Consider the following 21,192-nt stretch of genomic DNA (forward strand, 5'->3'; position numbering starts at 1 on the left):
TGTATGATTGAATTCGTGAATGCGGAAGGGGTCCGCAGTCATGGGAGCCGTACGGGAGCGTGATACGGTCGGCCGGCCGATGAAGACGTCGACGAGCCGGCCGTTCGGAGGTTTTGCAGGCGCAGACAACGTCGAGCCGAGGAAGCGGACTGTGGCAGGAAGGCGCGGGTGGGGCGGAAGCCCGCCGAGTAGTGACGACGAGGCCGCTCAGCGCATCGTCGCCGCCGCAGTCGATTTGATCGGGCGGACGGGAGCGGCGATCAGCATCGCCGACGTGGCGGAATCGCTGGGCGTCATTCGCCAAACGGTCTATCGGTATTTCCCGAGTGCGGAGACATTGATGAAGGCCGCCGCGATCGCGTCGGTGGACAGCTTCCTCGATCGCTTGGCCCAGCACGTGCGCGGTATCGAGGACCCGGTCGACGCATTGACCGAGGGTGTGGTGTACACACTTGCCGACGTGCGCCGTACTCCCCATCTCGGCATTCTGCTTTCCGGCTCGTATTCGAACGCCCATCCCGACGGACTCGTTTCGGACGAAGCGCAGCTGTTCGGGGCGACGATGATCAGACGCTTCGATGTCGATTGGGACAGTTACGGATACGGCGAAGCGTCGTTACGCGAACTCGTCGAGTACTTGCTGCGAACCATGCAGTCTTTCTTCGTGTCCCCTGGCAATCCGCCGCGAAGCGACGACGACCTGCGGCGGTATCTACGCCGCTGGATGGGGGGCGCGATTCTTGCGCAGGCACAGCCCGCTGTGCGGGTGTGACGCGCCGCTCGTGGCTGTGTCGGACTCGTCGTGTCGTGCTTGTCGTGTCGTGCTTGTCGTGTCGGGCTCGACACGACAAGCTACGCCTCCCAGGCGCGCCGTACCCGTCAGGACGAGCCAGGAAAGGCGACGGTAGTCGGATTCGTGCCGAGGATCGATTGCCACGTCGCCAGCCGCACCGCGGCATCGGTGAGCGCGTCGATGCCCGAGCCCCGGATGGTCTCCGACGAGCTTCGCTCGACCACCGCTCGCCAAGCGACGGCGGTGTCGGACTCCACGGCGGTTGCCAACCGAGCGGCCGAGACCGGGTCGGTGACCGGGAACGGCGCCAGATACGCGGCGTCGGGGTGCGGCGTCGTGCCACTCTCGGCGAGTGTGTCGGCCGTGGCATCACGTCGGGCGCGATGCGCGGCGGTGTGCTCGGCGACCAATGCAGCGCGCCCCGGCGCAGCGTAGGCGGCGACTACCCCGTAGGCGAATATCGCGCCGTGCTCGGCGATCAGTGCGTTCTCCAACGCCTGGCGTTCGGCCTCGGTCATGGCAACAACACCTCTACCTGGGCGGCGCAGGCGGCGCCGATCGAGGCGAGTAGACCGGCCCGATATCCGGACAGGGTCCGAGCCAGCTCCGCTGCCGACTGCCCAGACGCCATCAGCTGGGTGCGCAACGATTCGATACTCCGTGCACCGGCGTCGCTCGGGGGCACGGTCGTCGGGTCCGATTCGCTGGTGAGGTGTGTTGGTGTGGTGCCGTCGGCATAGACACCGATGACGCGCACGGTCTCGGCGCGCAACGCATCTGCGTGCGCAGTTCGCTCGGCTGCGACCGTGCTCAACGCGCTGTGCCGCGCCGGCTCGACCGCGATGGCTGCGGTCGCCGCGGCGGCATCGGCGCGAGCCAGCGCCTCCTGTGCGGCAAGGGGATCGGGCTCGTGGACCGTGTCGCCTTCGGCGCAGCCGGCGAGGGCGGCCAGGGTGAGCACGCCGACCGCACCACTGCCGGCAAGTCGGAGAGCGCTGCGCCTGTCTACCACGGGCCTGTGCCGATCGGAACTCGTACGCGCTGTGCGCGCGGCATGTGGCGTGATGCCGGATGTGCGCTGAGCATCCGAAGCGGGGGAAAGGCGGAGGGGCACGGGCACCATCGTGCCAGATCCCTACGCCAGCGGACGAAGCGTTCGTTGTGGCGCGCGAACTGTTCGACCGCTGGACCATTACACTCTCGTGGCGCGTTACGCTAGACCTTCGGTAGAGAAATCCCCGCCGCGTCACAACTGAACCAGGAGCCGCCCATATGCCGATGCCGACCGAGGAGAGGGTGAGCCAGCTCGTTGCTGGTCTCGTCGCACGCCGAGGATTCGATCTCGAAGGTGTCGAGATTTCAGCGGTGGGGCGCCGTGAGGCGCAGGCGCGGGTGCAGGTGACCGTGGACAGCGACACCTCCGATCTCGATTCCATCGCCGCGCTCAGTACCGAGCTTTCGGCTGCGCTGGACGATGCCGGGGATTTCGGTGAGACGGCCTATCTGCTGGAAGTTTCCACCCCGGGAATCGAGCGTCCGCTGATCGCCGACCGGCACTGGCGCCGGGCGCAGGGACGCAAGGCGCGGATCGTGCTGCGCGACGGGGTGCGGCCGCCCGAAGGGCCGACGACTTTCGAGGCCAGGATCGGTGCCCTGGCCGCCGATGCGGTGACGCTGGTCCTGGGCGGCAAACGAAACCCGCGTCGGGTGACCATCCCGCTGGCCGATATCACCAGCGCTGTCGTGCAGGCGGAATTCTCCCCGCCCGGAGCGCGAGAGCTCGAGCTCGCCGGTGGAGTCGTGGCCGGGCGACCGGTCCCCGGCAGGGAAGACGACGTCGTGGTCGAGACCTCCGCGGACAGCGGCGTGCTGCCCTCCGCGGACAGCGGCGTGCTGCCCTCCGCGGACAGCGGCGTGCTGCGAGGAATACCGAATGCGCAACCCGAATCACCGACAGCGTCCGATTCGCCGACCGAAGGGATCGTGGAATGAACATCGAAATCGAAGCCCTACGTGCGATCGTCGCCGATAAAGGGATCTCGATCGAGACGGTGATCTCCGCGATCGAGTCGGCGCTGCTCACCGCGTATCGCCACACCCAGGGTCATCAAGCCAACGCGCGTATCGAAATCAACCAGAAGACCGGCGTGGTGCGGGTGTTGGCCCGCGAGTTGGACGCCGATGGCAATGTGATCTCGGAGTGGGACGACACCCCTGAGGGATTCGGCCGGATCGCGGCGACGACGGCGCGGCAGGTGGTGTTGCAGCGGCTGCGAGACGCGGAGAACGAGAAGTCCTTCGGCGAGTTCTCCACGCACGAAGGAGACATCGTCGGCGGTGTGGTGCAGCGCGACGCGCGAGCCAACGCCCGCGGCACGGTCGTGGTGCGCATCGGCAGTGAACTCCACGGCGCCGAGGGGTTGATTCCGCCGGCAGAACAGGTGCCGGGCGAGACCTATGAACACGGGGATCGGATCAAGTGCTATGTGGTCGGCGTTTCCCGCGGCGCCCGCGGCCCACAGATCACGTTGTCGCGTACCCACCCGAACCTGGTACGGCGACTGTTCGCTCTGGAGGTGCCCGAGATCGCCGATGGCTCGGTGGAGATCATCGCTGTGGCACGCGAGGCCGGGCACCGCTCCAAGATCGCCGTGCGTTCCACGGTGTCCGGCGTCAACGCCAAGGGTGCCTGCATCGGTCCGATGGGTCAGCGAGTACGCAACGTGATGAGCGAGTTGGCCGGCGAGAAGATCGACATCATCGACTACGCCCCGGATCCGGCCACCTTCGTCGGTAATGCCCTGTCGCCGTCGAAAGTGGTTTCGGTCACAATCGTTGATGCAGAGGCGCACGCAGCCCGTGTCGTGGTCCCGGACTTCCAGCTGTCGTTGGCCATCGGGAAGGAAGGACAGAACGCGCGTTTGGCTGCACGACTGACTGGTTGGCGCATCGACATCCGCAGCGACGCGGCTCCCGACCTGGGGGGATCCATGCGCACGGAGGCTCACCGGAATTGACCGGAGCCCGCCCGCAGAGGGTGCGCAGTGACATGTTGGTAACGTCAGCAGGGGAGGGGTTCGGCGATCGGAGCGATTCAGCGGTAGAGTGTTCCAAGGTTCAGTACGAGCCCTCGGATCCTGTGTCCGACCGTAGCAGCGAGCAGCAGCTGGCGCGCCCACGCCACGCCGCTCCGATACGGACGTGCATCGGATGTCGAAGGCGTGAACTGGCCGTCGATCTGTTGCGGATCGTGGCTCGGGGCACGGAGACCGGAAACGGTTCCCGAGTCGTCGAGATCGTTCCCGATCCGCGGCGCAGACTTCCCGGACGGGGTGCGTGGTTGCACCCCTTTTCGGCTTGTCTGAGCACGGCAGAGCGGCGCCGAGCAATCGGCAGAGCACTACGAGTGTCCGGACATCTGGATATCTCGGCCCTGGAGCAATACCTCGAGAACAGGCACGAGCACTCATGAGCACACCGTGAAGTACCAACGATGAACGTCCATCGGAGATAACCCGAGGTCGTGTGGGCCGCCGCTTCACCGGCGGAGCTGCTCGACCTCTCAGTGAGGAGAGCAGTGGCAGGCAAGGCCCGCGTGCACGAGTTGGCGAAAGAACTCGGTGTCACAAGCAAGGAACTACTCGCGACGCTCAAGGAGCAGGGCGAGTTCGTGAAGTCGGCGTCATCGACGGTGGAAGCTCCCGTCGCGCGTCGGTTGCGTGAGTCGTTCGCGGCGAAATCTTCACCGTCGAACGGTGTCAAGCCGGGAGCACGCCCCGGTCCCGCGTCATCGGTGCGTTCGGGCACGAAGCCTACGGGGGGTCCTCGGCCCGGCCCACGCCCATCGGCTCCGACACCTGGCTCGGCCGCGCCCAGCCCGGCGGCGCCCGCTGCGCGCGACTCGAGCCGTCCCGCCCCGCGTCCTGGCGACTCCCCGGTCGCGAAGCCGGGCTCTGCTGCCCGTCCGGGACCAGCTCCGGCGTCGAAGCCCGCAGCACGTGACTCGGTGGCGGGTGCGAACACCGGTTCCGCGCCGGCTCCTGCGGGTCCTCGTCCGACGCCAGGCGGTCCCCGTCCGAGTCAGCAGCGCTCGGGCGGGCCGACTCCTGGCGGGCCGCGCCCAGGTGCCACACCTGGTCCCCGCCCGGGTCCGAAGACTCCGCGCGTAGGCAACAACCCGTATTCCTCCGCTCCCGAGCGTCCAGCGCAGCGGCCGACACCCGGTCCGCGTCCCGGTCCGGCGCAGGGTGGGCCTCGCCCGGGTCCGGCGCAGGGCGGCCCTCGCCCGGGTCCGGCGCAGGGTGGGCCTCGCCCGGGTCCCGCGCAGGGCGGCCCTCGCCCGGGTCCCGCGCAGGGTGGGCCTCGCCCCGGCTCGGCGCAGGGCGGCCGTCCGGCATCGGGTCAGGGTGGTCCGCGTCCCGGTGGTCCCCGTCCGAGCCCCGGTTCGATGCCTCCCCGTCCGAGTCCTGGTGCAATGCCGTCGCGAGCAGCGCGCCCGGGTCCGGGATCGGGTCGCCCGGGTCGTCCCGGTGGCGCCGGCACGGGTCGTCCCGGTGGCGGTGGTGGCGGTGGCTATCGCGGCGGCGGTTCCGGCGCCGGCGGGCCCGGGACCGGTACGGCCGGGGGCTTCCGCGGTCGTCCCGGTGGCGGCGGTCGTCCCGGTGGTCCCGGTGGCCGTGGCGGCGCAGCAGGTGCGTTCGGTCGTCCCGGTGGGGCTCCGCGGCGTGGTCGTAAGTCGAAGCGGCAGAAGCGCCAAGAGTACGACTCGATGCAGGCGCCAGCCGTGGGTGGTGTGCGGCTGCCACGCGGAAACGGTGAGATCATTCGGCTCGCTCGGGGCGCATCGCTGTCCGATTTCGCCGAGAAGATCGATGCCAACCCGGCTGCGTTGGTCCAGGCGCTGTTCAATCTCGGCGAGATGGTCACTGCGACCCAGTCGGTGAACGACGAGACGCTCGAGCTGCTCGGCGGCGAGATGAACTACGTGGTGCACGTGGTCAGTCCCGAGGACGAGGACCGCGAACTGCTGGAGTCGTTCGACCTGACCTACGGCGAGGACGAGGGCGGCGAAGAAGATCTCGAGCAGCGTCCGCCGGTCGTGACCGTCATGGGTCACGTCGACCACGGCAAGACCCGACTGCTGGACACGATCCGCAAGGCCAATGTCCGCGAGGGCGAGGCCGGCGGCATCACACAGCACATCGGCGCATACCAGGTCCTCACCCACCTGGGTGAGGAAGACCGGCTGATCACCTTCATCGACACTCCGGGTCACGAGGCGTTCACCGCCATGCGTGCTCGCGGTGCGAAGGCCACCGACATCGCAATCCTCGTGGTCGCTGCCGACGACGGCGTCATGCCGCAGACCGTGGAGGCGATCAACCACGCGCAGGCTGCGGATGTGCCGATCGTGGTGGCGGTCAACAAGATCGACAAAGAGGGAGCCAACCCGCAGAAGATTCGCCAGCAACTCACCGAGTACGGCTTGATCTCCGAGGAATATGGTGGCGACACCATGTTCGTGGACATCTCCGCCAAGCAGGGGACCAATATCGAGGCGCTGCTCGAGGCGGTCTTGCTCACCGCGGACGCCGCTCTCGATCTGCGGGCGAACCCGGACATGGATGCCCAAGGTGTGGCCATCGAAGCGCACCTCGACCGCGGTCGAGGGCCGGTCGCCACGGTCCTGGTGCAGCGCGGCACGCTGCGGGTGGGCGATTCGATCGTCGCCGGTGATGCCTACGGTCGTGTGCGTCGCATGGTCGATGAGCACGGTGAGGATGTCGATGGCGCGCTGCCGTCGCGGCCGGTACAGGTCATCGGCTTCACGTCGGTGCCGGGCGCGGGAGACAACCTCCTCGTGGTCGACGAGGATCGCATCGCACGCCAGATCGCAGACCGGCGCAATGCGCGCAAGCGCAATGCGCTGGCGGCCCGCAGCCGCAAGCGGATCAGCCTGGAAGATCTGGATGCCGCGCTGAAGGAAACCAGCGAGCTGAACCTGATCCTCAAGGGCGACAACTCCGGTACCGTCGAGGCGCTCGAAGAAGCGCTGCTCGGTATCGAGGTGGACGACGAAGTGCGGTTGCGTGTCATCGACCGTGGTGTCGGTGGCGTCACCGAGACCAATGTCAACCTGGCTTCGGCCTCGAATGCGATCATCATCGGATTCAACGTTCGCGCCGAAGGCAAGGCCACCGAGCTGGCCAGCCGCGAGGGTGTGGACATCCGGTACTACTCGGTGATCTACCAGGCCATCGACGAGATCGAGAAGGCGCTCAAGGGCATGCTCAAGCCGATCTACGAAGAGGTCGAGCTGGGTCGTGCCGAGATCAGGGCGATCTTCCGTTCGTCGAAGGTCGGCAATATCGCCGGATGTATGGTCACCTCGGGTTCGGTCAAGCGCAACGCGAAGGCGCGCTTGCTCCGCGACAACGTGGTGATTGCCGAGACCATGACGATCGCCTCGTTGCGCCGTGAAAAGGACGACGTCACCGAGGTCCGTGAAGGCTTCGAGTGTGGTATGACTGTCTCCTATTCCGACATCAAGGAAGGCGACGTCATCGAGGCGTACGAGCTGCGTGAGAAGCCGCGCGACTGATAGTCCGAGACGGGGTCCGGGCATTGTGATGTCCGGACCGTTCGTCCGAACCATTCGAGGGGTGTAGGTGTACCTGGGTGCACTGGAGTTCGATGTGCTGCTCGGCGATGTGCATTCACTGAAGCAGAAGCGTTCGGTGATTCGGCCGATCGTGGCCGAGCTACAGCGTTTCGGGGTCAGTGCCACCGAAGGTGGGGAACACGACCTGTATCGCCGGTCGTTGCTGGGCGTGGCCATGGTCTGTGCCGACATGGATCATCTGACCAAGGTGCTCGACAAATGTGAGCGGCATGTCGCAGCGCGCCCGGAACTAGAGTTGCTGGCGGTGCGTCGCCGGGTTTTCGGACCCGAGGATTGACCGAGGCGGCGGATGGACACCGTTGTCCGAGCCCGGCCATGGAGCCGCCATGCTTTCGCCGCAATCGAACAGAGTTACCAGTGAGGAGGAAACGGCCATGGTGGATCAAGCCAGGGCACGCCGACTCGCGAAGCGGATTTCTTCGATCGTGGCGACCGCGATCGAACATGAGGTGAAGGATCCGCGGCTGCGTTTCGTGACTGTCACCGACGCCAAGGTCACCGGCGATCTCCGGGAGGCGACGGTGTACTACACGGTGATGGGCGAGACACTCGATACCGAACCGGATTACGAAGGCGTGGCTGCGGGACTGGAGAAGGCCAAAGGCGTGCTGCGTTCGAAGGTGGGTGCCGCAACCGGGGTGAAGTTCACTCCGACGCTGGCGTTCGTGCTCGACACCGTGCCCGATGCGGCGCGGCAGATGGAGGAACTACTGGCCAAGGCGCGGGCAGCGGATAGTGCCGTGGCCAGGGTCGCCGCCACCGCTCGGCATGCCGGGGACGTGGACCCGTACAAAGAGCGTGATTCCGTCGAGTGACCTGCGATAGTCGATGAGGACGATGCGGGAACCGCTAGGTCTGGCCACGGCCGTGGCGGCGCTGCAAGCAGCGCGCTCGGTGACGGTGCTGTGCCATGTCCAACCCGATGCGGACACGATAGGAAGTGGCCTGGCCCTGGCCCTGGTCCTGCATCGGCGAGGGATCCCCGTGCAGGTATCGTTCGCCGAACCGGCCGAGCTGCCGGCGTCGATGCGGTCGCTGCCGGGGACAGGGCATGTAGTGGCCCCGGCGGACGTGCGCACCGAAGTGGATCTTCTGGTTGCGGTCGATTGTGGCAGCGCGGGTCGGCTCGGAGCGCTCGCCGACCGGCTGGCCGGCGCAAATAGCACGATCGTGATCGATCATCACCGATCGAATACTCGATTCGGATCGATCAATGTCGTCGATCCTGGTGCGGAGTCCACCACGAGTCTGATGGCCCAGCTGTTCGACGAGTGGGATGTGCCGATCGATTGCGATGTCGCGCAGTGCTTGTATGCCGGTTTGGTCACCGACACCGGCTCGTTCCGCTGGGTGCGGCCGGGCACGCACGCCTTGGCCGAGAGACTGTTGGCGACGGGGATCGATGGTGCTGAGATCGCCCGTACCTTGATGGACTGCCACCCGTTCGGATGGCTGTCGATGCTGTCTCGGGTGCTGGCGACGGCGCGGCTCGTGCCGGGCGCGCACGACGGCGTCGGGTTGGTGTATGCCTTCGCGTATTGCAACGAGGTCCAAGGAATGTCGTCGGAAGAAGTGGACAGCGTCATCGACATCGTGCGCACGAGCGCCGAAGCGGCCATTGCAGCCGTATTCAAGCAGTCCTGCACGACGCCGGACCGGTGGACGGTGTCGCTTCGGTCCCGCTACGTGGCGCTGCACGCCGGTGACAGCGTGGACGTGGCCGAGGTGGCCACGATGTTGGGTGGGGGTGGTCATCGTTTCGCCGCTGGGTACACCGGGTATGGAACCCCCGACGACATGGTCGCCGCGTTGTTGACGGCGCTCGACATGTGACGGTAGCGGCCGGTGCACACGCCCGGGAATCGATATGCCAAGGTAGGTGTGGTGATACCCAAGTTGATGGCGGTGAGCGACGTGCACGTCGGGCACCAAGGGAATCGGCCGGTGGTCGAGCAGATCACGGCGGACTCACCGGAGGACTGGCTCATCGTGGCCGGAGACGTGGGAGAGAAGACCGACGACATCCGGTGGGCATTGCAGCTGCTGCGCAGCCGGTTCGCCAAGGTGATCTGGGTGCCGGGCAATCACGAACTGTGGACCACGGCGAAGGATCCGGTGCAGATTTCCGGGGTCGCGCGTTACGACTACTTGGTTGCGATGTGCCGTGATCTGGACGTGCTCACCCCGGAGGATCCGTTCCCGATCTGGGAGGGTGCCGGCGCGGAAGAGTACGGCGGGCCGGTGACCGTGGTGCCGATGTTCTTGCTCTACGACTATTCGTTCCTGCCGGACGGGGCTACCACCAAGGCGCAGGGGCTCGCGATCGCCAGGGAACGCAATGTGGTGGCAACCGATGAGTTCCTACTCTCGGCAGAGCCCTATCAGTCCAGAGATGCGTGGTGCCGGGCCCGCGTGCAGGCGACCGAGCGCAAGCTCGACGCGCTGGCGCCCGACACCCCGCTCGTATTGGTCAACCATTTCCCCTTGGTACGCGAGCCGACCGACGTCTTGTTCTACCCGGAATTCGCGTTGTGGTGCGGTACGGACTCGACCGCCGACTGGCACATTCGCTACAACGTCGTCTGCTCGGTGTACGGCCACCTGCACATCCCTCGAACCACGCATTACGACGGCGTCCGTTTCGAAGAAGTGTCGCTCGGATATCCGCGGGAATGGCAGCGCCGGGGCATGCCCGAACGGCTGCTGCGCCAGATTCTGCCGACACCGCAGTATCCGCCGGGCACGTTGAACAGGTGGGGCGGTCATTTTCGGGTGACCCCGGAGATGGAGGCCGCCGCCGCGGCCTTGCGCAGCAGAGCCCAGCGGCGGCGCGGTTCGGCGTAGCACTCGTGAATGCCGGTGAAGGGCTTGCGAACAGATCCCGGCCGGGTGGCTCGACTAGGCTCTATGGTGATGATCGAGAACATTCTGCCCGCAGGTGTGGCCTCGGCCGAGCTGCTGGCCTACCCGGAGGATCTGCAGCCGTATCCGGCGGAGGAGCATCTCATCGCCAAGTCGGTCGAGAAGCGGCGTCGTGATTTCATCGGCGCTCGGCACTGTGCTCGGCTGGCGCTCGAGCAGCTCGGCGAGCCGCCGGTCGCGATCGGCAAGGGCGAACAAGGCGCTCCGGTGTGGCCGCGTGGGATCGTCGGCAGCCTGACCCATTGTGACGGCTACCGGGCCGCGGCACTCGGCCATGCCCTGCGGTTTCGTTCCATCGGGATCGACGCCGAGCCGCACGAGACATTGCCCGACGGGGTGCTGGACTCGGTCAGCCTGCCCGCGGAGCGCATGTGGCTGCGGACAACGGGGTCGGAATTGCACCTGGATCGTTTGCTGTTCTGTGCCAAGGAAGCCACCTTCAAGGCATGGTTTCCGCTGACCACGCGATGGTTGGGTTTCGAGGACGCGCACATCACTTTCGAGATCGAGGAGCGCTCCGCCGAGTCCGGCCACGGCAGCTTCCATTCAGAATTGTTGGTACCCGGTTCGACCACCGACGGCGGGGCGCCGCTGCAATCGTTCGACGGCCGCTGGTCGATCGCAGAAGGCTACATCCTCACCACGATCGTGCACATCTGATGGATGGTCTGGGCGGGCTGCTCATCATCGATAAGGCAGGTGGTATGACCAGCCACGATGTGGTCTCGAGGTGCCGGAGGCTATTGCGGACGAAGAAGATCGGACACGCGGGAACGTTGGATCCGATGGCGACCGGCGTGTTGGTGCTCGGTGTGGACCGTGCGACCAAGCTGCTCGGGCTGCTCGCTCCGACCAGTAAGGCCTACCGGGCGACCATTCGGCTCGGGCAGGCGACGAGCACCGACGATGCCGAGGGTGAAGTGGTCGCCACCACACCCGCCGGTCACGTGACCGACTCGGACATCGCGGCGCGCATCGCCGAATCGACCGGCGACATCGACCAGGTACCTGCCACGGTGAGCGCGATCAAGGTGAACGGCGAACGCGCCTATGCGCGTCACCGCGCGGGTGAAGACGTGCGGCTACCGGCGCGGCCGGTCACCGTGTCGCGATTCGACGTCCTCGCCCGCCGCGATGTGGGGGATTTCGTGGATCTGGACGTGTCGATCGAATGCTCCTCGGGCACCTATGTCCGTGCTCTGGCTCGAGACCTGGGCGCCGCATTGACCGTGGGCGGCCATTTGACCGGGTTGCGCCGCACGCGGGTCGGGTCGTTCACTCTCGATGAGGCTCGCACGCTGGACGAGTTGGCCTCCGCCGCGGAATCGGGGCGGCAGTTGCTGAGCCTCGACATGGATCGGGCAGTGCGCACCGCCTTCGTCTGCCGCGATATCGATGATGCGCAAGCAGAGGACCTGCGTAACGGCCGGTGGCTCGAACCGGTCGGGATATCCGGCGTATACGCGGCTGTCGATCCGGCCGGACAGGCGATCGCGTTGGTGCGCGAAAGTGGTCGGCGGGCCGCGTCGGTCATGGTGGTGCGCCCCGCCACCAGGTAGCGGTCGAGTGTCAGGCCGTAGGCTGCACTGCTGGTCAGGTGCCGATGTGCTGGCCGAGTCGGCGCACGGCGTCATCCATGTGCTCGACGAGTCGAGCGTATGCATCCGTCGGGTCGTCGGTGGCAATGGCATCACGCAGGTCGACGTGTTCGCGGGCCTGGGCGCGGAGGTCCGGGTAGGTGGTCTGCAGGGCGCCCAGACACATGCGGGTCTCGATCAGCAGGGTCCGGGCTGCCCGCATCAGTCGCGAGCTGGCCGCACTCTCCACCAAGGCCTCGTGAAAAGCCTGGTCGGCGTCGGAAACCCCGACCGCATCCCCGCGTTCCGCGCACGCGACCATCTCCTCGATACTGGGCTCGAGTGCTTTGTAGGCGATAGCGCGACGTCCGTCCAGAATCAGCTGGAGCGCGCCGCCTTCGAGTGCTGTTCTGGCTCGGTAGACATCGACGACGTCCTCCAAGGTCAGTTCGATGACGAAGATGCCGCGGTGCGGGATGCTGTGTAGCAGGCCCTCGGATACCAGGCGTTGCATGGCCTCACGCACAGGTCCGCGGGAGACCGCGAACTGCGCGGCCAGGTCGGCCTCGCCCAATTGTGACCCGGGAGCAACGGTGCCGCGCATGATCGCCGTGCGCAGCCGATCGGCGATCATCTCCGCAGTCGATTGCCGGTTGACCGGCTCGAAATCAACGACCGGCATCGGTCTGCCTTTCCGCGAACAGGGTGCCGAACCCGGAGGCGACCGGCGCGGCGCCCGCCAGGCGTAGGCCGGCCCAAATGGAGACCTGGTTGGCCGTCAGCACCGGTTTACCCAGCGTGGCCTCCAGCTCGGTGAGCACACCCATGGTGTGCATGGCGGTATCGGGAACGAGCAGCGCCTGTGCTCGGGGATGGTCGTTGTCGACGGCCAAGTGGACCACATCGCGTGGGGCCAGGGTTCCGACCTCCGCCGCGGTGTCGATCCCTGCGCTCGACATGGAGACGACGTCGATGTCGGCATCGGTGAGGAACTCCACGAACAATTCGGCGACCTCGTCGGGATAACTCGCGGCCACTGCCACGGTGTGGAGGCCGAGCGTGTGCACCGCGTCGGCGAACGCGAGGCTGGTGCTGGTCGCCGGTACACCCGCTGCGGTCGCCAGAGTACGGGCCTGCTCGCGCAGCCCCGTGGGTCCGTAGACGAAACTTCCCGAGGTGCAGGCCCATACGACGGCGTCGGGCCGGTGAGTGGCCAGCTGTGTGACGCCGCCACGCAGCTTGTCCGGGCTACCCAGGTCGAGCAGTTCCGGCACGGCGTGCAGATCGGTGCCGTAGATGTGGGCCACCGGCAGGTGGACACCGAGCGCCGCCGCCGCGAGCGGGTAGTCGTCTTCGGCCGCGTGATCGGGATAGATGATGCCGACGGTCGGTTCGCGCATGCGTGATACTTCTTCCTTCAGAAACGTCGATTCCTTCAGAAAACGTTGAGCAGCCACTTGCCAGGTCCCATCATCGGCAGTTTCATCCGCCCGAGGCAGGCCCACATGGTGAGTTGGTTGGCAGTGAGTACGGGTTTGCCGAGCGCGTTCTCCAACGGCTCGATCACGTCGTAGGTGGGCAGGTTGGTACAGCTGACGAAGATGGCTTGGGCCGCGGGGTCGTCGGCGCCGACGATACGGTCGGCTATGGTGCGGTAGCCGACTTTCCAGATACCGCCGCCCAGGCCGAGGTGGTCGGAGCGCACGACCTGACATCCGGCCTCGGCGAGGAAGTCGTGCAACTTGTGGGTGAGGATCTCGTCGTATGGAGTGAGCACCGAGATGCGGGTGAGCCCCAGATGTCGGATCGCCTCGAGCAGCGCGCCCGAGGTGGTGACGGCGTCTTGGGCTCCGGCGCTGCAGATGGTCTCCCGCAACGACCGTTCGTGTGCAAGGCCTTTGATGAAGCTGCCCGAGGTACACAAGTACGCGACCACCTCGGGTTCCACGTGCAAGACATTACGGGTCGCCGCGGTCAGGTGCGCAGACGCGGACACCAACTCGGCCATCTCCAGCGATACCGGGACCGGCTCGTAGGGCGTGCGGGCCAGGTGCAGGCTCACCTCCAGGGGCGCCCAACGCCACAGCTCCCGTTCGAGTGCGAGATCGAACGGGGCGATGATGCCGATGCCCCGCTGCGCAACGGGCCCGTCGAGGTCGGGAAAGCTCAGATCCACTGCGGCCCCTCTCGCATTCAGCTGGGACGACCTCCGAACCCGATCGGATTGTTGACAATCATACGATCTCATCTTACTGTGTCAATGTGAATCAGGGCCCTATTGTCACCGTCCTGCACAGTGACAGTGTGCCCGACGTCGAGTACATGACTCGTATCGCACAGCGCGCGACCGTTCGCTATACCGAGGAGAACGGCCTCGCAGACGCCCTTCGTGGGGCGGAGGTGCTGTTCGTCTACGACTTCGGCACCCGTGCATTGCCTGGTGCGTGGCATGCTGCCGATCGGCTGCGATGGTTGCACATGGGATCGGCCGGTGTCGACCCAGCGATGTTTCCCGAGCTTCGAGGGAGCGACGTGGTGGTGACCAATACGCGAGGTGTCTTCGATTCGGCCATGGCCGAATACGTGCTCGCGCAGATCCTCGCCTTCGCCAAGGACTTCTCCGGCTCGCTGGAATTGCAGCAGCGTCACGAATGGCGTCATCGAGAATCCGAGCGGATCGCGGGAAGAACAGCGCTGATCGTGGGTACCGGTTCGATCGGACGACACATCGCTCGTTTGTTGCGCGCGGTCGGGATGTCCATACGCGCAGTCGGCCGGCGAGAACGTCTCGCAGATCCGGATTTCGGCGTCGTCGGCACCGACCTGCATCATGAGTTGGCTCGGGCCGACTATGTGATCGCGATCGCTCCGCTGACCGACGAGACCAGGAACATGTTCGACGCGGACGCTTTCGCCGCGATGCCTCCCCATGCCAGGTTCGTCAACGTCGGACGTGGGGAACTCGTCGTCACCGACGATCTGGTGGCCGCGTTGTGCGTCGGGTCGATCGCCGGCGCGGCGCTGGACGTCGTGGACCCGGAGCCGTTGCCGAAGGACCACCCGCTGTGGGAACTACCGAATGTCCGGATCACTCCGCACAATGGAGCAGATGTCATCGGGTGGCGCGGTGAAGTCGTCGAGGCGTTCACCGACAACTTCGACAAATGGATCGCCGGCCATCCGCTGGACAATGTGGTCGACAAAAGGCTGGGGTACGTGCCCAGTTGAAGGAGTCCATCCATGAGTTACCCCGATAGGAACCAACCCACCGATCCGACCGCGCTGACTGCGGTCGAGTTGGTCTCCGCGTATGCGTCCGGCGCGTTGTCGCCTGTGGAGGCGACCGAGGCGATACTGCGAGCGATCGCCGACCGCGACGGGGCGCTCAACGCGTTCTGTCTGGTCGACCCGGACCGCGCCATGGTGCAGGCGAAGGAATCCGAGGCGCGGTGGCAGTCCGGCCACGCGCGCGGCCTGCTCGACGGAGTACCGATCTCGATCAAGGACGTCTTCCTGACCGAGGGCTGGCCCACTCGACGTGGCTCCACCTCGATCGACCCGGCCGGCCCATGGCTGGTCGACAGCCCGGTGGCCGCGCGGTTGCGCGAAGACGGCATGGTGTTCGTCGGAAAGACCACGACCCCGGAGATCGCGTGGAAGGCGGTCACCGACAGCCCACTGACCGGAATCACCCGTAACCCGGCAGACCCGTCCACGACCGCGGGCGGGTCCTCCGGCGGCAGCGCGGCGGCCGTCGCGGCGGGCATGGGTCCGGTCTCGGTGGGAACCGACGGCGGCGGCAGCGTTCGAATTCCGGCCGCGTTCTGCGGGACCGTCGGCTTCAAACCCACCTACGGTCGCATTCCGTTGTATCCGGCCAGTCCCTTCGGTCCATTGGCGCATGCCGGCCCGATCACCCGGACCGTCGAGGACGCGGCGCTGCTGATGGACATCCTGTCGTTGCCCGATCCGCGCGACCCGACGTCGTTGGCTCCCACGGTCACCACCTTCCGCGGAGAAATGCAGCGCGACGTTCGCGGACTGCGGGTGGCGTATTCGAAGTCGCTGGGCTATGCCGAGGTCGCCCCGGAGGTCGCCGAGATCGTGGACCGTGCGGTCGATCGACTCGCCGGAGCCGAGTTGCGCGTCGTGGCCGCCGATCCGGGATTCGACGATCCGCGCGATGCCTTCGAATTGTTGTGGGCGGCGGGGGCGGCGGCCATGCTCTCCGGCTTCCCGGACGGCACCCGAGAGCGTGTCGACCCTGGGCTGCGCAGAATGTGGGAACACGGTGAAGCGGTCAGTGCCGTCGACTATCTCGCGGCGCGCGACGTGGCGGCACGGATCGGCATTGCAATGGGTGCCTTCCACGCCGACTACGACGTGTTGATCACGCCCACGGTGCCGATCCCCGCGTTCGCTGCCGGGCACGATGTACCTCCCGACAGCGGCGTGCGCACGTGGTCGGAGTGGACGCCGTTCACCTATCCGTTCAACCTCACCCAACAGCCCGCGATCAGCATTCCGGCCGGCGTCACCCGCACAGGTCTCCCGGTGGGATTGCAGATCGTCGGACCGCGGCATTCCGACGATCTGGTGTTGGCGGTCGCTCGGTACGCCGAATTCGTTCTGTCGGCCTGAACGCCGGTGGCGGGAAGGTCGCGCACGGTTGGGTTTCACGCGCGAGCGAAGGCGAGTTGTTCGCCCTCGACTCCGCGGAGCCACAGTGCATTGCACGCCGAGGCCAGCTCGGGCAGGCCCTCTTCGATGGTGGCGAAGACATTGCCCGGGACCCAGCCCAGATCGCCGTTGATCAGCAGATTGTTACGCCCGTAGAAGAGAGCGAGGTCGGTAGCCCCCTGATCGTGGCCGGCCACCGAGCCGGACTCGTAGCCGTAGGCTGGATTGCCGATCTCCCACGGTTCGAAGTCGAACAGGCACACATCGCCGGGGATCGGGGTAACGGTCGGATTCTCTCGGTGCGGCGCCGCGTCGATCCGTGGCAGCAGTGTGTACACCTCGTTGCGGGCGTACTTGGCGTGGAAGGCGTCACCTGCCTGCGGTAGCGCGTGCCACACAGCCGCGCAGGTGTGCGGCGCCTCCGCATCCAGGAGGCGGGCGCGACAGGTCACCGCAGCCTTGATCAGGGTGATGGTGATATAGCGGGCCATGCGGTCCTGCTTTCGGTTCGTTCCCAGCGGCATTACAGTTCGGCCAAGACCTCCGACCAGATCGTGAGGGCATCCTGGATCTGGGTGTCGGTCACGATCAGTGGCGGAATCATGCGCACCACGTTCATCAGGGCTCCGCAGGTCAGCAGCAGCAGTCCCTTGGCCGCTGCGCTGCGTTGGGCGGCCGCCGCGGTAGCGGGATCGGGCTCGCCGGTAGCAGTGACGAATTCGGCGCCGACGAGCAGTCCGAGGCCGCGCACATCGCCGATCGCTTTGGTGGCGCTGTCACGCACGCCACGGATCAGTTGTGTGCCTCTCGCCGCGGCGTTGGCGACCAGTCCTTCGGATTCGATGACGTCGAGCGTGGCAATCGCTGCCGCACAGGACACGGCGTTCGCGCCGTAGGTGCCGCCTTGTGATCCCGGCCATGCCCGTGCCATGAGCTCTCGCGCAGCAGCGATACCCGAGAGCGGGAATCCGCTGGCCAGTCCTTTGGCAATGGTGATCACGTCCGGACGCACGTGGAAGTGCTCGTGTCCGAAGAACCTTCCCGTACGTCCGAAACCGGTCTGGATCTCGTCGAACACCAACAAGATGCCGTGTCGGTCGGCGCGTTCACGCAATCCGTGAAAGAACTCGGCATTTCCGGGGATGTAGCCGCCTTCGCCGAGTACCGGCTCCACGATGAACGCGGCCGTTTCCGCTGGAGAGGTCAGTGTGGCGAACAGATAGTCGAGCTCACGCAGCGCGAATGCGGTGGCCTCGGACTCGCTCCAGCCATAGCGGAACGCAGTGGGAAAGGGAGCGACATGCACACCCGACATCAGTGGGCTGAATCCGGCCGAGAAGCGGGTGCCGGAGGTGGTCATGGTCGCAGCGGCGACGGTGCGTCCATGGAATCCACCGTGGAAGACCACGACATTGGGTCGCCCGGTGGCCTGGCGCACCAGCCGGAGCGCGGCTTCGATCGCCTCGCTACCGGAATTGGCGAAGAACAACGCGTCGAGCCCGGTCGGCAGTACGCGGCCGAGTCGATCGGTCAACTCGAGCAGTGGACGATGCAGCACGGTCGTGTACTGGCCGTGGATCAGGGTTGCCACTTGTGCTTGCGCTGCCGCGACCACATGCGGGTGGCAGTGACCGGTGCTGGTGACGCCGATGCCGGCGGTGAAGTCCAGGTACCGGCGGCCGTCGGTGCCGAAGACATAGCACCCGGCGCCGTGATCGACGGTCACCGCAGTGGCCTGTTTCAGGATGGGCGACAACTCGGCCATGGTGATGCGCCTCCCGGAGCAGAAGGGATGAGGTCGGTCGGACTGTGCTGGCAAGGAACGCCGATGCGATCGTCTATTGTCGGATTGTCGACAATATGCATAACATAGCCGCACGGGTCGCAGCAATGGCCGAACGCTGCGCGGTGCCGAGAAGGAGCCACCGACGATGCTCACCGATACCGTCTCGAGTTCCGTCGAACAGACTGTGATCGACACCGCGCCGCGTGGTCTGTTCATCGATGGCGAGTGGCGCAAAACCGCCAGGACGTTTCCGGTCTTCGACCCGGCGACCGGCGACGAACTGTGTACCGTGGCCGACGCCGATGCGGCGGACGGGCTCACGGCCTTGGACGCAGCGTGCGCGGCGCAACCGGATTGGGCCCGCACGGCACCGCGGGAGCGGGCCGAGCTGCTGATGGAGGTGCATCGGGCACTGGTGGCCGATAGCGACCGACTCGGACTGCTCGCCACGCTGGAGATGGGCAAACCGCTGGACGAAGCGCGCCGGGAGATCGCCTACGCCGCGGAGTTCTTCCGCTGGTTCGCCGAAGAAGCGGTGCGGATCGACGGGGGATACATGCCCGCGCCGACCGGCGGATCCCGATTCGTGGTCGCCCGGCAACCGGTCGGACCGAGCTTGCTGATCACTCCATGGAACTTCCCGATGGCGATGGGTGCGCGCAAGATCGCTCCCGCGCTCGCGGCCGGGTGTACCTGCGTGGTGAAACCAGCCGAGCAGACGCCGCTTTCGATGCTGGCGTTGGCGGAGGTGATCGCCGCGGTCGGAGTGCCCGCCGGCGTGGTCAACGTTCTGACGACCACAGACCCCGCTGCGTTGATGACGCCGTTGATCCACGATCACCGCTCCCGCAAGCTGTCGTTCACCGGTTCGACCACGGTCGGCAAGCAGTTGCTCGAGCAGTGCGCGCGCACGGTGATGCGAACCTCGATGGAACTCGGTGGCAACGCCCCGGTACTGGTGTTCGCCGACGCGGATATCGAGGTAGCGGTGGACGGCGCGGTCGAGGCGAAGATGCGCAATATCGGTCAGGCCTGTACGGCCGCCAATCGGTTCCTCGTCCAGCGTGATGTCGCGGATCTGTTCGCGCAGCGACTCGCCGACCGGATGGCGGCGCTGCCGATGGGGCGGGGCACCAAGCCCGACGTGGTGGTCGGTCCGCTGATCGATGCCGATGCGGTGGCGAAAGTGCAGCGGCTAGTGGACGACGCACGCGCTCGCGGCGCGACGGTGCTCACCGGCGGCACCGCGATGGACGGCCCCGGCACGTTCTATCCGGCGACGGTGCTCGTCGATGTGCCGGACGAGGCCGAGCTGTGCCACACCGAGATTTTCGGCCCGGTCGCCGCGATCGGGGTATTCGACACCGAGGACGAGGCGATCAGCCGGGCCAACGACACCCCCTATGGATTGGTGAGCTATGTGTTCACCGAGAGTCTGCGCCGGGGCCTGCGGGTAAGCGAGGCGATGGAAACCGGAATGGTGGGACTCAACCAGGGAGTGGTGTCCAACCCGGCAGCGCCGTTCGGTGGCGTCAAGGAGTCCGGACTCGGTCGCGAGGGCGGCCCCACCGGGATCGATGAGTTCTTGGAAACCAAATACATCGGAGTGCGACTGTGAAGGAGCGCCGGTGAGCACCTACCGCCTCGCCAGCATCCCCGGAGACGGGATCGGGGTCGACGTTACCGCGGCGGCAACGCGAGTTCTCGATGCCGTGGTATCCGGACTGGAGTGGACCGAATTCGACTGGTCGTGTGAAAACTACACGCGCACTGGCGCGATGATGCCACCCGACGGCCTCGAGCGCTTGTCCGGTTTCGATGCGATCCTGCTCGGCGCGGTCGGCTTTCCCGGCGTACCCGACCATGTGTCGCTGTGGGGTTTGTTGATCCCGGTGCGGCGCGAGTTCGGCCAGTATGTCAACCTGCGTCCGGTTCGCCTGCTACCCGGCACGGAATCGGCGCTGCGTGCACGGACGGCCGACGACTTGGACATCGTCATCGTCCGGGAAAACTCCGAGGGAGAATATTCCCAGATCGGCGGCATCCACAACACCGGCCGCCCGGACGAATTCGTGCTCCAGGAATCGGTGTTCACCCGTACCGGGTGTGAACGAATCATTCGGTATGCCTTCGAGCGCGCCAGCGAACGGTCCGGGCGACTGTGCTCGGCGACCAAATCGAACGGGATCATTCACTCGATGCCCTACTGGGACAGCATCTTCGAATTCGTCGCGGCGGACTATCCGCACGTGCACGCGCGCCAGATGCACGTCGATGCATTGGCCGCGGAGCTGGTGCTGCACCCCGAGCGGCTCGATGTGATCGTGGGTTCGAACTTGTTCGGCGACATCCTCTCCGACCTCGCCGCGGCTGTGACCGGCGGGCTCGGTCTGGCCCCGTCGGGCAATATCAATCCCGAGCGCACCGGTCCGTCGATGTTCGAAGCCGTGCACGGTAGTGCCCCGGATATTGCGGGGCAGGGGATAGCGAATCCGATCGCCGAGATTCTGGCCGGCGCGATGCTGCTCGAGCATCTCGGTGAATCCGTCGCGGCCGGGGCTGTCGATCAGGCCGTGTGCGATGTGCTCGCGGCCGGCGAGGTGCGCACCCCGGACCTCGGCGGATCCGCCACGACAGGCGAACTCGCCGATGCCGTGGCCAGGCGCGCCACCGAACTGATCGGCCGCGCCGCGGCTGCGAATCCTGGGTGAGGGTCGCGACTCGAGAACGCCGAGCCCTCCGGTGAGCGTTG

22 protein-coding genes are annotated in these 21,192 nt (G+C 66.3%); 15 read left to right on the top strand and 7 right to left on the bottom strand.

All coding sequences use genetic code 11. From position 1 onward, the window contains the following. Window positions 1-151 precede the first annotated feature (151 nt). The gene (locus K940_RS0104515; RefSeq protein WP_028476549.1) at window positions 152-772 is read left to right on the top strand and encodes a TetR/AcrR family transcriptional regulator; all 621 of its coding nucleotides are present in this window, start codon (window positions 152-154) and stop codon (window positions 770-772) included. Window positions 773-879: 107 nt separating this feature from the next. On the opposite strand, the gene K940_RS0104520 is transcribed toward K940_RS0104515, so the two are convergent. Both K940_RS0104520 and K940_RS0104525 read right to left on the bottom strand, forming a co-directional pair. Next, on the bottom strand, window positions 880-1,311 hold the full coding sequence (locus K940_RS0104520; protein ID WP_028476550.1) for a ferritin-like domain-containing protein: 432 nt from the start codon (window positions 1,309-1,311) through the stop codon (window positions 880-882). Then, entirely contained in the window at window positions 1,308-1,805 is a 498-nt protein-coding gene (locus K940_RS0104525; protein ID WP_028476551.1) for a hypothetical protein, read from the bottom strand. Before K940_RS0104525 ends, K940_RS0104520 begins: the two co-directional genes overlap by 4 nt. Window positions 1,806-2,065: 260 nt before the next feature. Here K940_RS0104525 and rimP point away from each other — a divergent pair, with 260 nt between their 5' ends. From rimP to truB, 10 genes are all read left to right on the top strand, one after another. Further along, complete coding sequence (gene rimP / locus K940_RS0104530; RefSeq protein WP_028476552.1) at window positions 2,066-2,785, top strand: ribosome maturation factor RimP; 720 nt, start codon at window positions 2,066-2,068, stop codon at window positions 2,783-2,785. Further along, the gene (gene nusA, locus K940_RS0104535; RefSeq protein WP_028476553.1) at window positions 2,782-3,810 is read left to right on the top strand and encodes a transcription termination factor NusA; all 1,029 of its coding nucleotides are present in this window, start codon (window positions 2,782-2,784) and stop codon (window positions 3,808-3,810) included. Before rimP ends, nusA begins: the two co-directional genes overlap by 4 nt. A gap of 149 nt (window positions 3,811-3,959) precedes the next feature. Then, window positions 3,960-4,265 carry a YlxR family protein gene (locus K940_RS31430; RefSeq protein ID WP_231390245.1) on the top strand — a complete coding sequence of 102 codons (306 nt, stop codon included), beginning with the start codon at window positions 3,960-3,962 and terminating at the stop codon, window positions 4,263-4,265. Window positions 4,266-4,370: 105 nt separating this feature from the next. Then, window positions 4,371-7,394, top strand: a complete 3,024-nt coding sequence (gene infB, locus K940_RS26945; RefSeq protein ID WP_036527460.1) for a translation initiation factor IF-2 — start codon at window positions 4,371-4,373, stop codon at window positions 7,392-7,394. A 67-nt stretch (window positions 7,395-7,461) separates the two neighbouring features. Continuing rightward, window positions 7,462-7,752: a DUF503 domain-containing protein gene (locus tag K940_RS0104550; RefSeq protein WP_028476555.1), complete on the top strand. Its 291-nt coding sequence runs from the start codon at window positions 7,462-7,464 to the stop codon at window positions 7,750-7,752. Between the two features lie 97 nt (window positions 7,753-7,849). Then, on the top strand, window positions 7,850-8,290 hold the full coding sequence (gene rbfA / locus K940_RS0104555; RefSeq protein ID WP_028476556.1) for a 30S ribosome-binding factor RbfA: 441 nt from the start codon (window positions 7,850-7,852) through the stop codon (window positions 8,288-8,290). A gap of 13 nt (window positions 8,291-8,303) precedes the next feature. Beyond that, window positions 8,304-9,308 (top strand): bifunctional oligoribonuclease/PAP phosphatase NrnA, encoded by a 1,005-nt coding sequence (locus tag K940_RS0104560; protein WP_028476557.1) that lies wholly within the window; start codon window positions 8,304-8,306, stop codon window positions 9,306-9,308. Window positions 9,309-9,359: 51 nt separating this feature from the next. Then, entirely contained in the window at window positions 9,360-10,319 is a 960-nt protein-coding gene (locus K940_RS0104565) for a metallophosphoesterase (RefSeq protein ID WP_028476558.1), read from the top strand. Between the two features lie 69 nt (window positions 10,320-10,388). Beyond that, a complete protein-coding gene (gene npt, locus K940_RS0104570) occupies window positions 10,389-11,057 on the top strand; it encodes a 4'-phosphopantetheinyl transferase Npt (RefSeq protein WP_028476559.1) in 669 nt (222 codons plus the stop codon). Further along, the gene (gene truB, locus K940_RS0104575; protein ID WP_028476560.1) at window positions 11,057-11,956 is read left to right on the top strand and encodes a tRNA pseudouridine(55) synthase TruB; all 900 of its coding nucleotides are present in this window, start codon (window positions 11,057-11,059) and stop codon (window positions 11,954-11,956) included. The genes npt and truB overlap by 1 nt, the downstream gene beginning before the upstream one ends. A 34-nt stretch (window positions 11,957-11,990) precedes the next feature. Here truB and K940_RS0104580 read toward each other — a convergent pair whose 3' ends face one another. From K940_RS0104580 to K940_RS0104590, 3 genes are read right to left on the bottom strand one after another with little or no spacing between them, the layout of a single operon-like run. Continuing rightward, window positions 11,991-12,656, bottom strand: coding sequence for a GntR family transcriptional regulator (locus K940_RS0104580; protein ID WP_028476561.1), 666 nt, complete (start codon window positions 12,654-12,656; stop codon window positions 11,991-11,993). Continuing rightward, on the bottom strand, window positions 12,643-13,374 hold the full coding sequence (locus K940_RS0104585) for a maleate cis-trans isomerase (RefSeq protein ID WP_036527463.1): 732 nt from the start codon (window positions 13,372-13,374) through the stop codon (window positions 12,643-12,645). The genes K940_RS0104580 and K940_RS0104585 overlap by 14 nt, the downstream gene beginning before the upstream one ends. A 35-nt stretch (window positions 13,375-13,409) precedes the next feature. Continuing rightward, a complete protein-coding gene (locus tag K940_RS0104590; RefSeq protein ID WP_028476563.1) occupies window positions 13,410-14,150 on the bottom strand; it encodes an Asp/Glu/hydantoin racemase in 741 nt (246 codons plus the stop codon). Between the two features lie 86 nt (window positions 14,151-14,236). Between K940_RS0104590 and K940_RS0104595 the strand changes: the two genes are divergently transcribed. Both K940_RS0104595 and K940_RS0104600 read left to right on the top strand, forming a co-directional pair. After that, a complete protein-coding gene (locus tag K940_RS0104595) occupies window positions 14,237-15,202 on the top strand; it encodes a D-2-hydroxyacid dehydrogenase (protein ID WP_028476564.1) in 966 nt (321 codons plus the stop codon). 12 nt (window positions 15,203-15,214) lie between these two features. Then, the gene (locus tag K940_RS0104600) at window positions 15,215-16,615 is read left to right on the top strand and encodes an amidase (RefSeq protein WP_051406866.1); all 1,401 of its coding nucleotides are present in this window, start codon (window positions 15,215-15,217) and stop codon (window positions 16,613-16,615) included. 35 nt (window positions 16,616-16,650) lie between these two features. Here the strand turns inward: K940_RS0104600 and K940_RS0104605 are convergent, their stop codons facing one another. Together K940_RS0104605 and K940_RS0104610 are read right to left on the bottom strand one after the other, a co-directional pair. Beyond that, complete coding sequence (locus K940_RS0104605; RefSeq protein ID WP_028476566.1) at window positions 16,651-17,145, bottom strand: DUF3830 family protein; 495 nt, start codon at window positions 17,143-17,145, stop codon at window positions 16,651-16,653. A gap of 32 nt (window positions 17,146-17,177) precedes the next feature. After that, complete coding sequence (locus K940_RS0104610; RefSeq protein WP_028476567.1) at window positions 17,178-18,419, bottom strand: aspartate aminotransferase family protein; 1,242 nt, start codon at window positions 18,417-18,419, stop codon at window positions 17,178-17,180. Window positions 18,420-18,585: 166 nt separating this feature from the next. Here K940_RS0104610 and K940_RS0104615 point away from each other — a divergent pair, with 166 nt between their 5' ends. After that, window positions 18,586-20,058 (top strand): NAD-dependent succinate-semialdehyde dehydrogenase, encoded by a 1,473-nt coding sequence (locus K940_RS0104615; RefSeq protein ID WP_028476568.1) that lies wholly within the window; start codon window positions 18,586-18,588, stop codon window positions 20,056-20,058. Continuing rightward, a complete protein-coding gene (locus K940_RS26950; RefSeq protein ID WP_051406867.1) occupies window positions 20,018-21,151 on the top strand; it encodes a tartrate dehydrogenase in 1,134 nt (377 codons plus the stop codon). Before K940_RS0104615 ends, K940_RS26950 begins: the two co-directional genes overlap by 41 nt. Window positions 21,152-21,192 lie beyond the last annotated feature (41 nt).

The sequence above is a fragment of the Nocardia sp. CNY236 genome (assembly GCF_000482385.1).
Lineage (GTDB): Bacteria > Actinomycetota > Actinomycetes > Mycobacteriales > Mycobacteriaceae > Nocardia.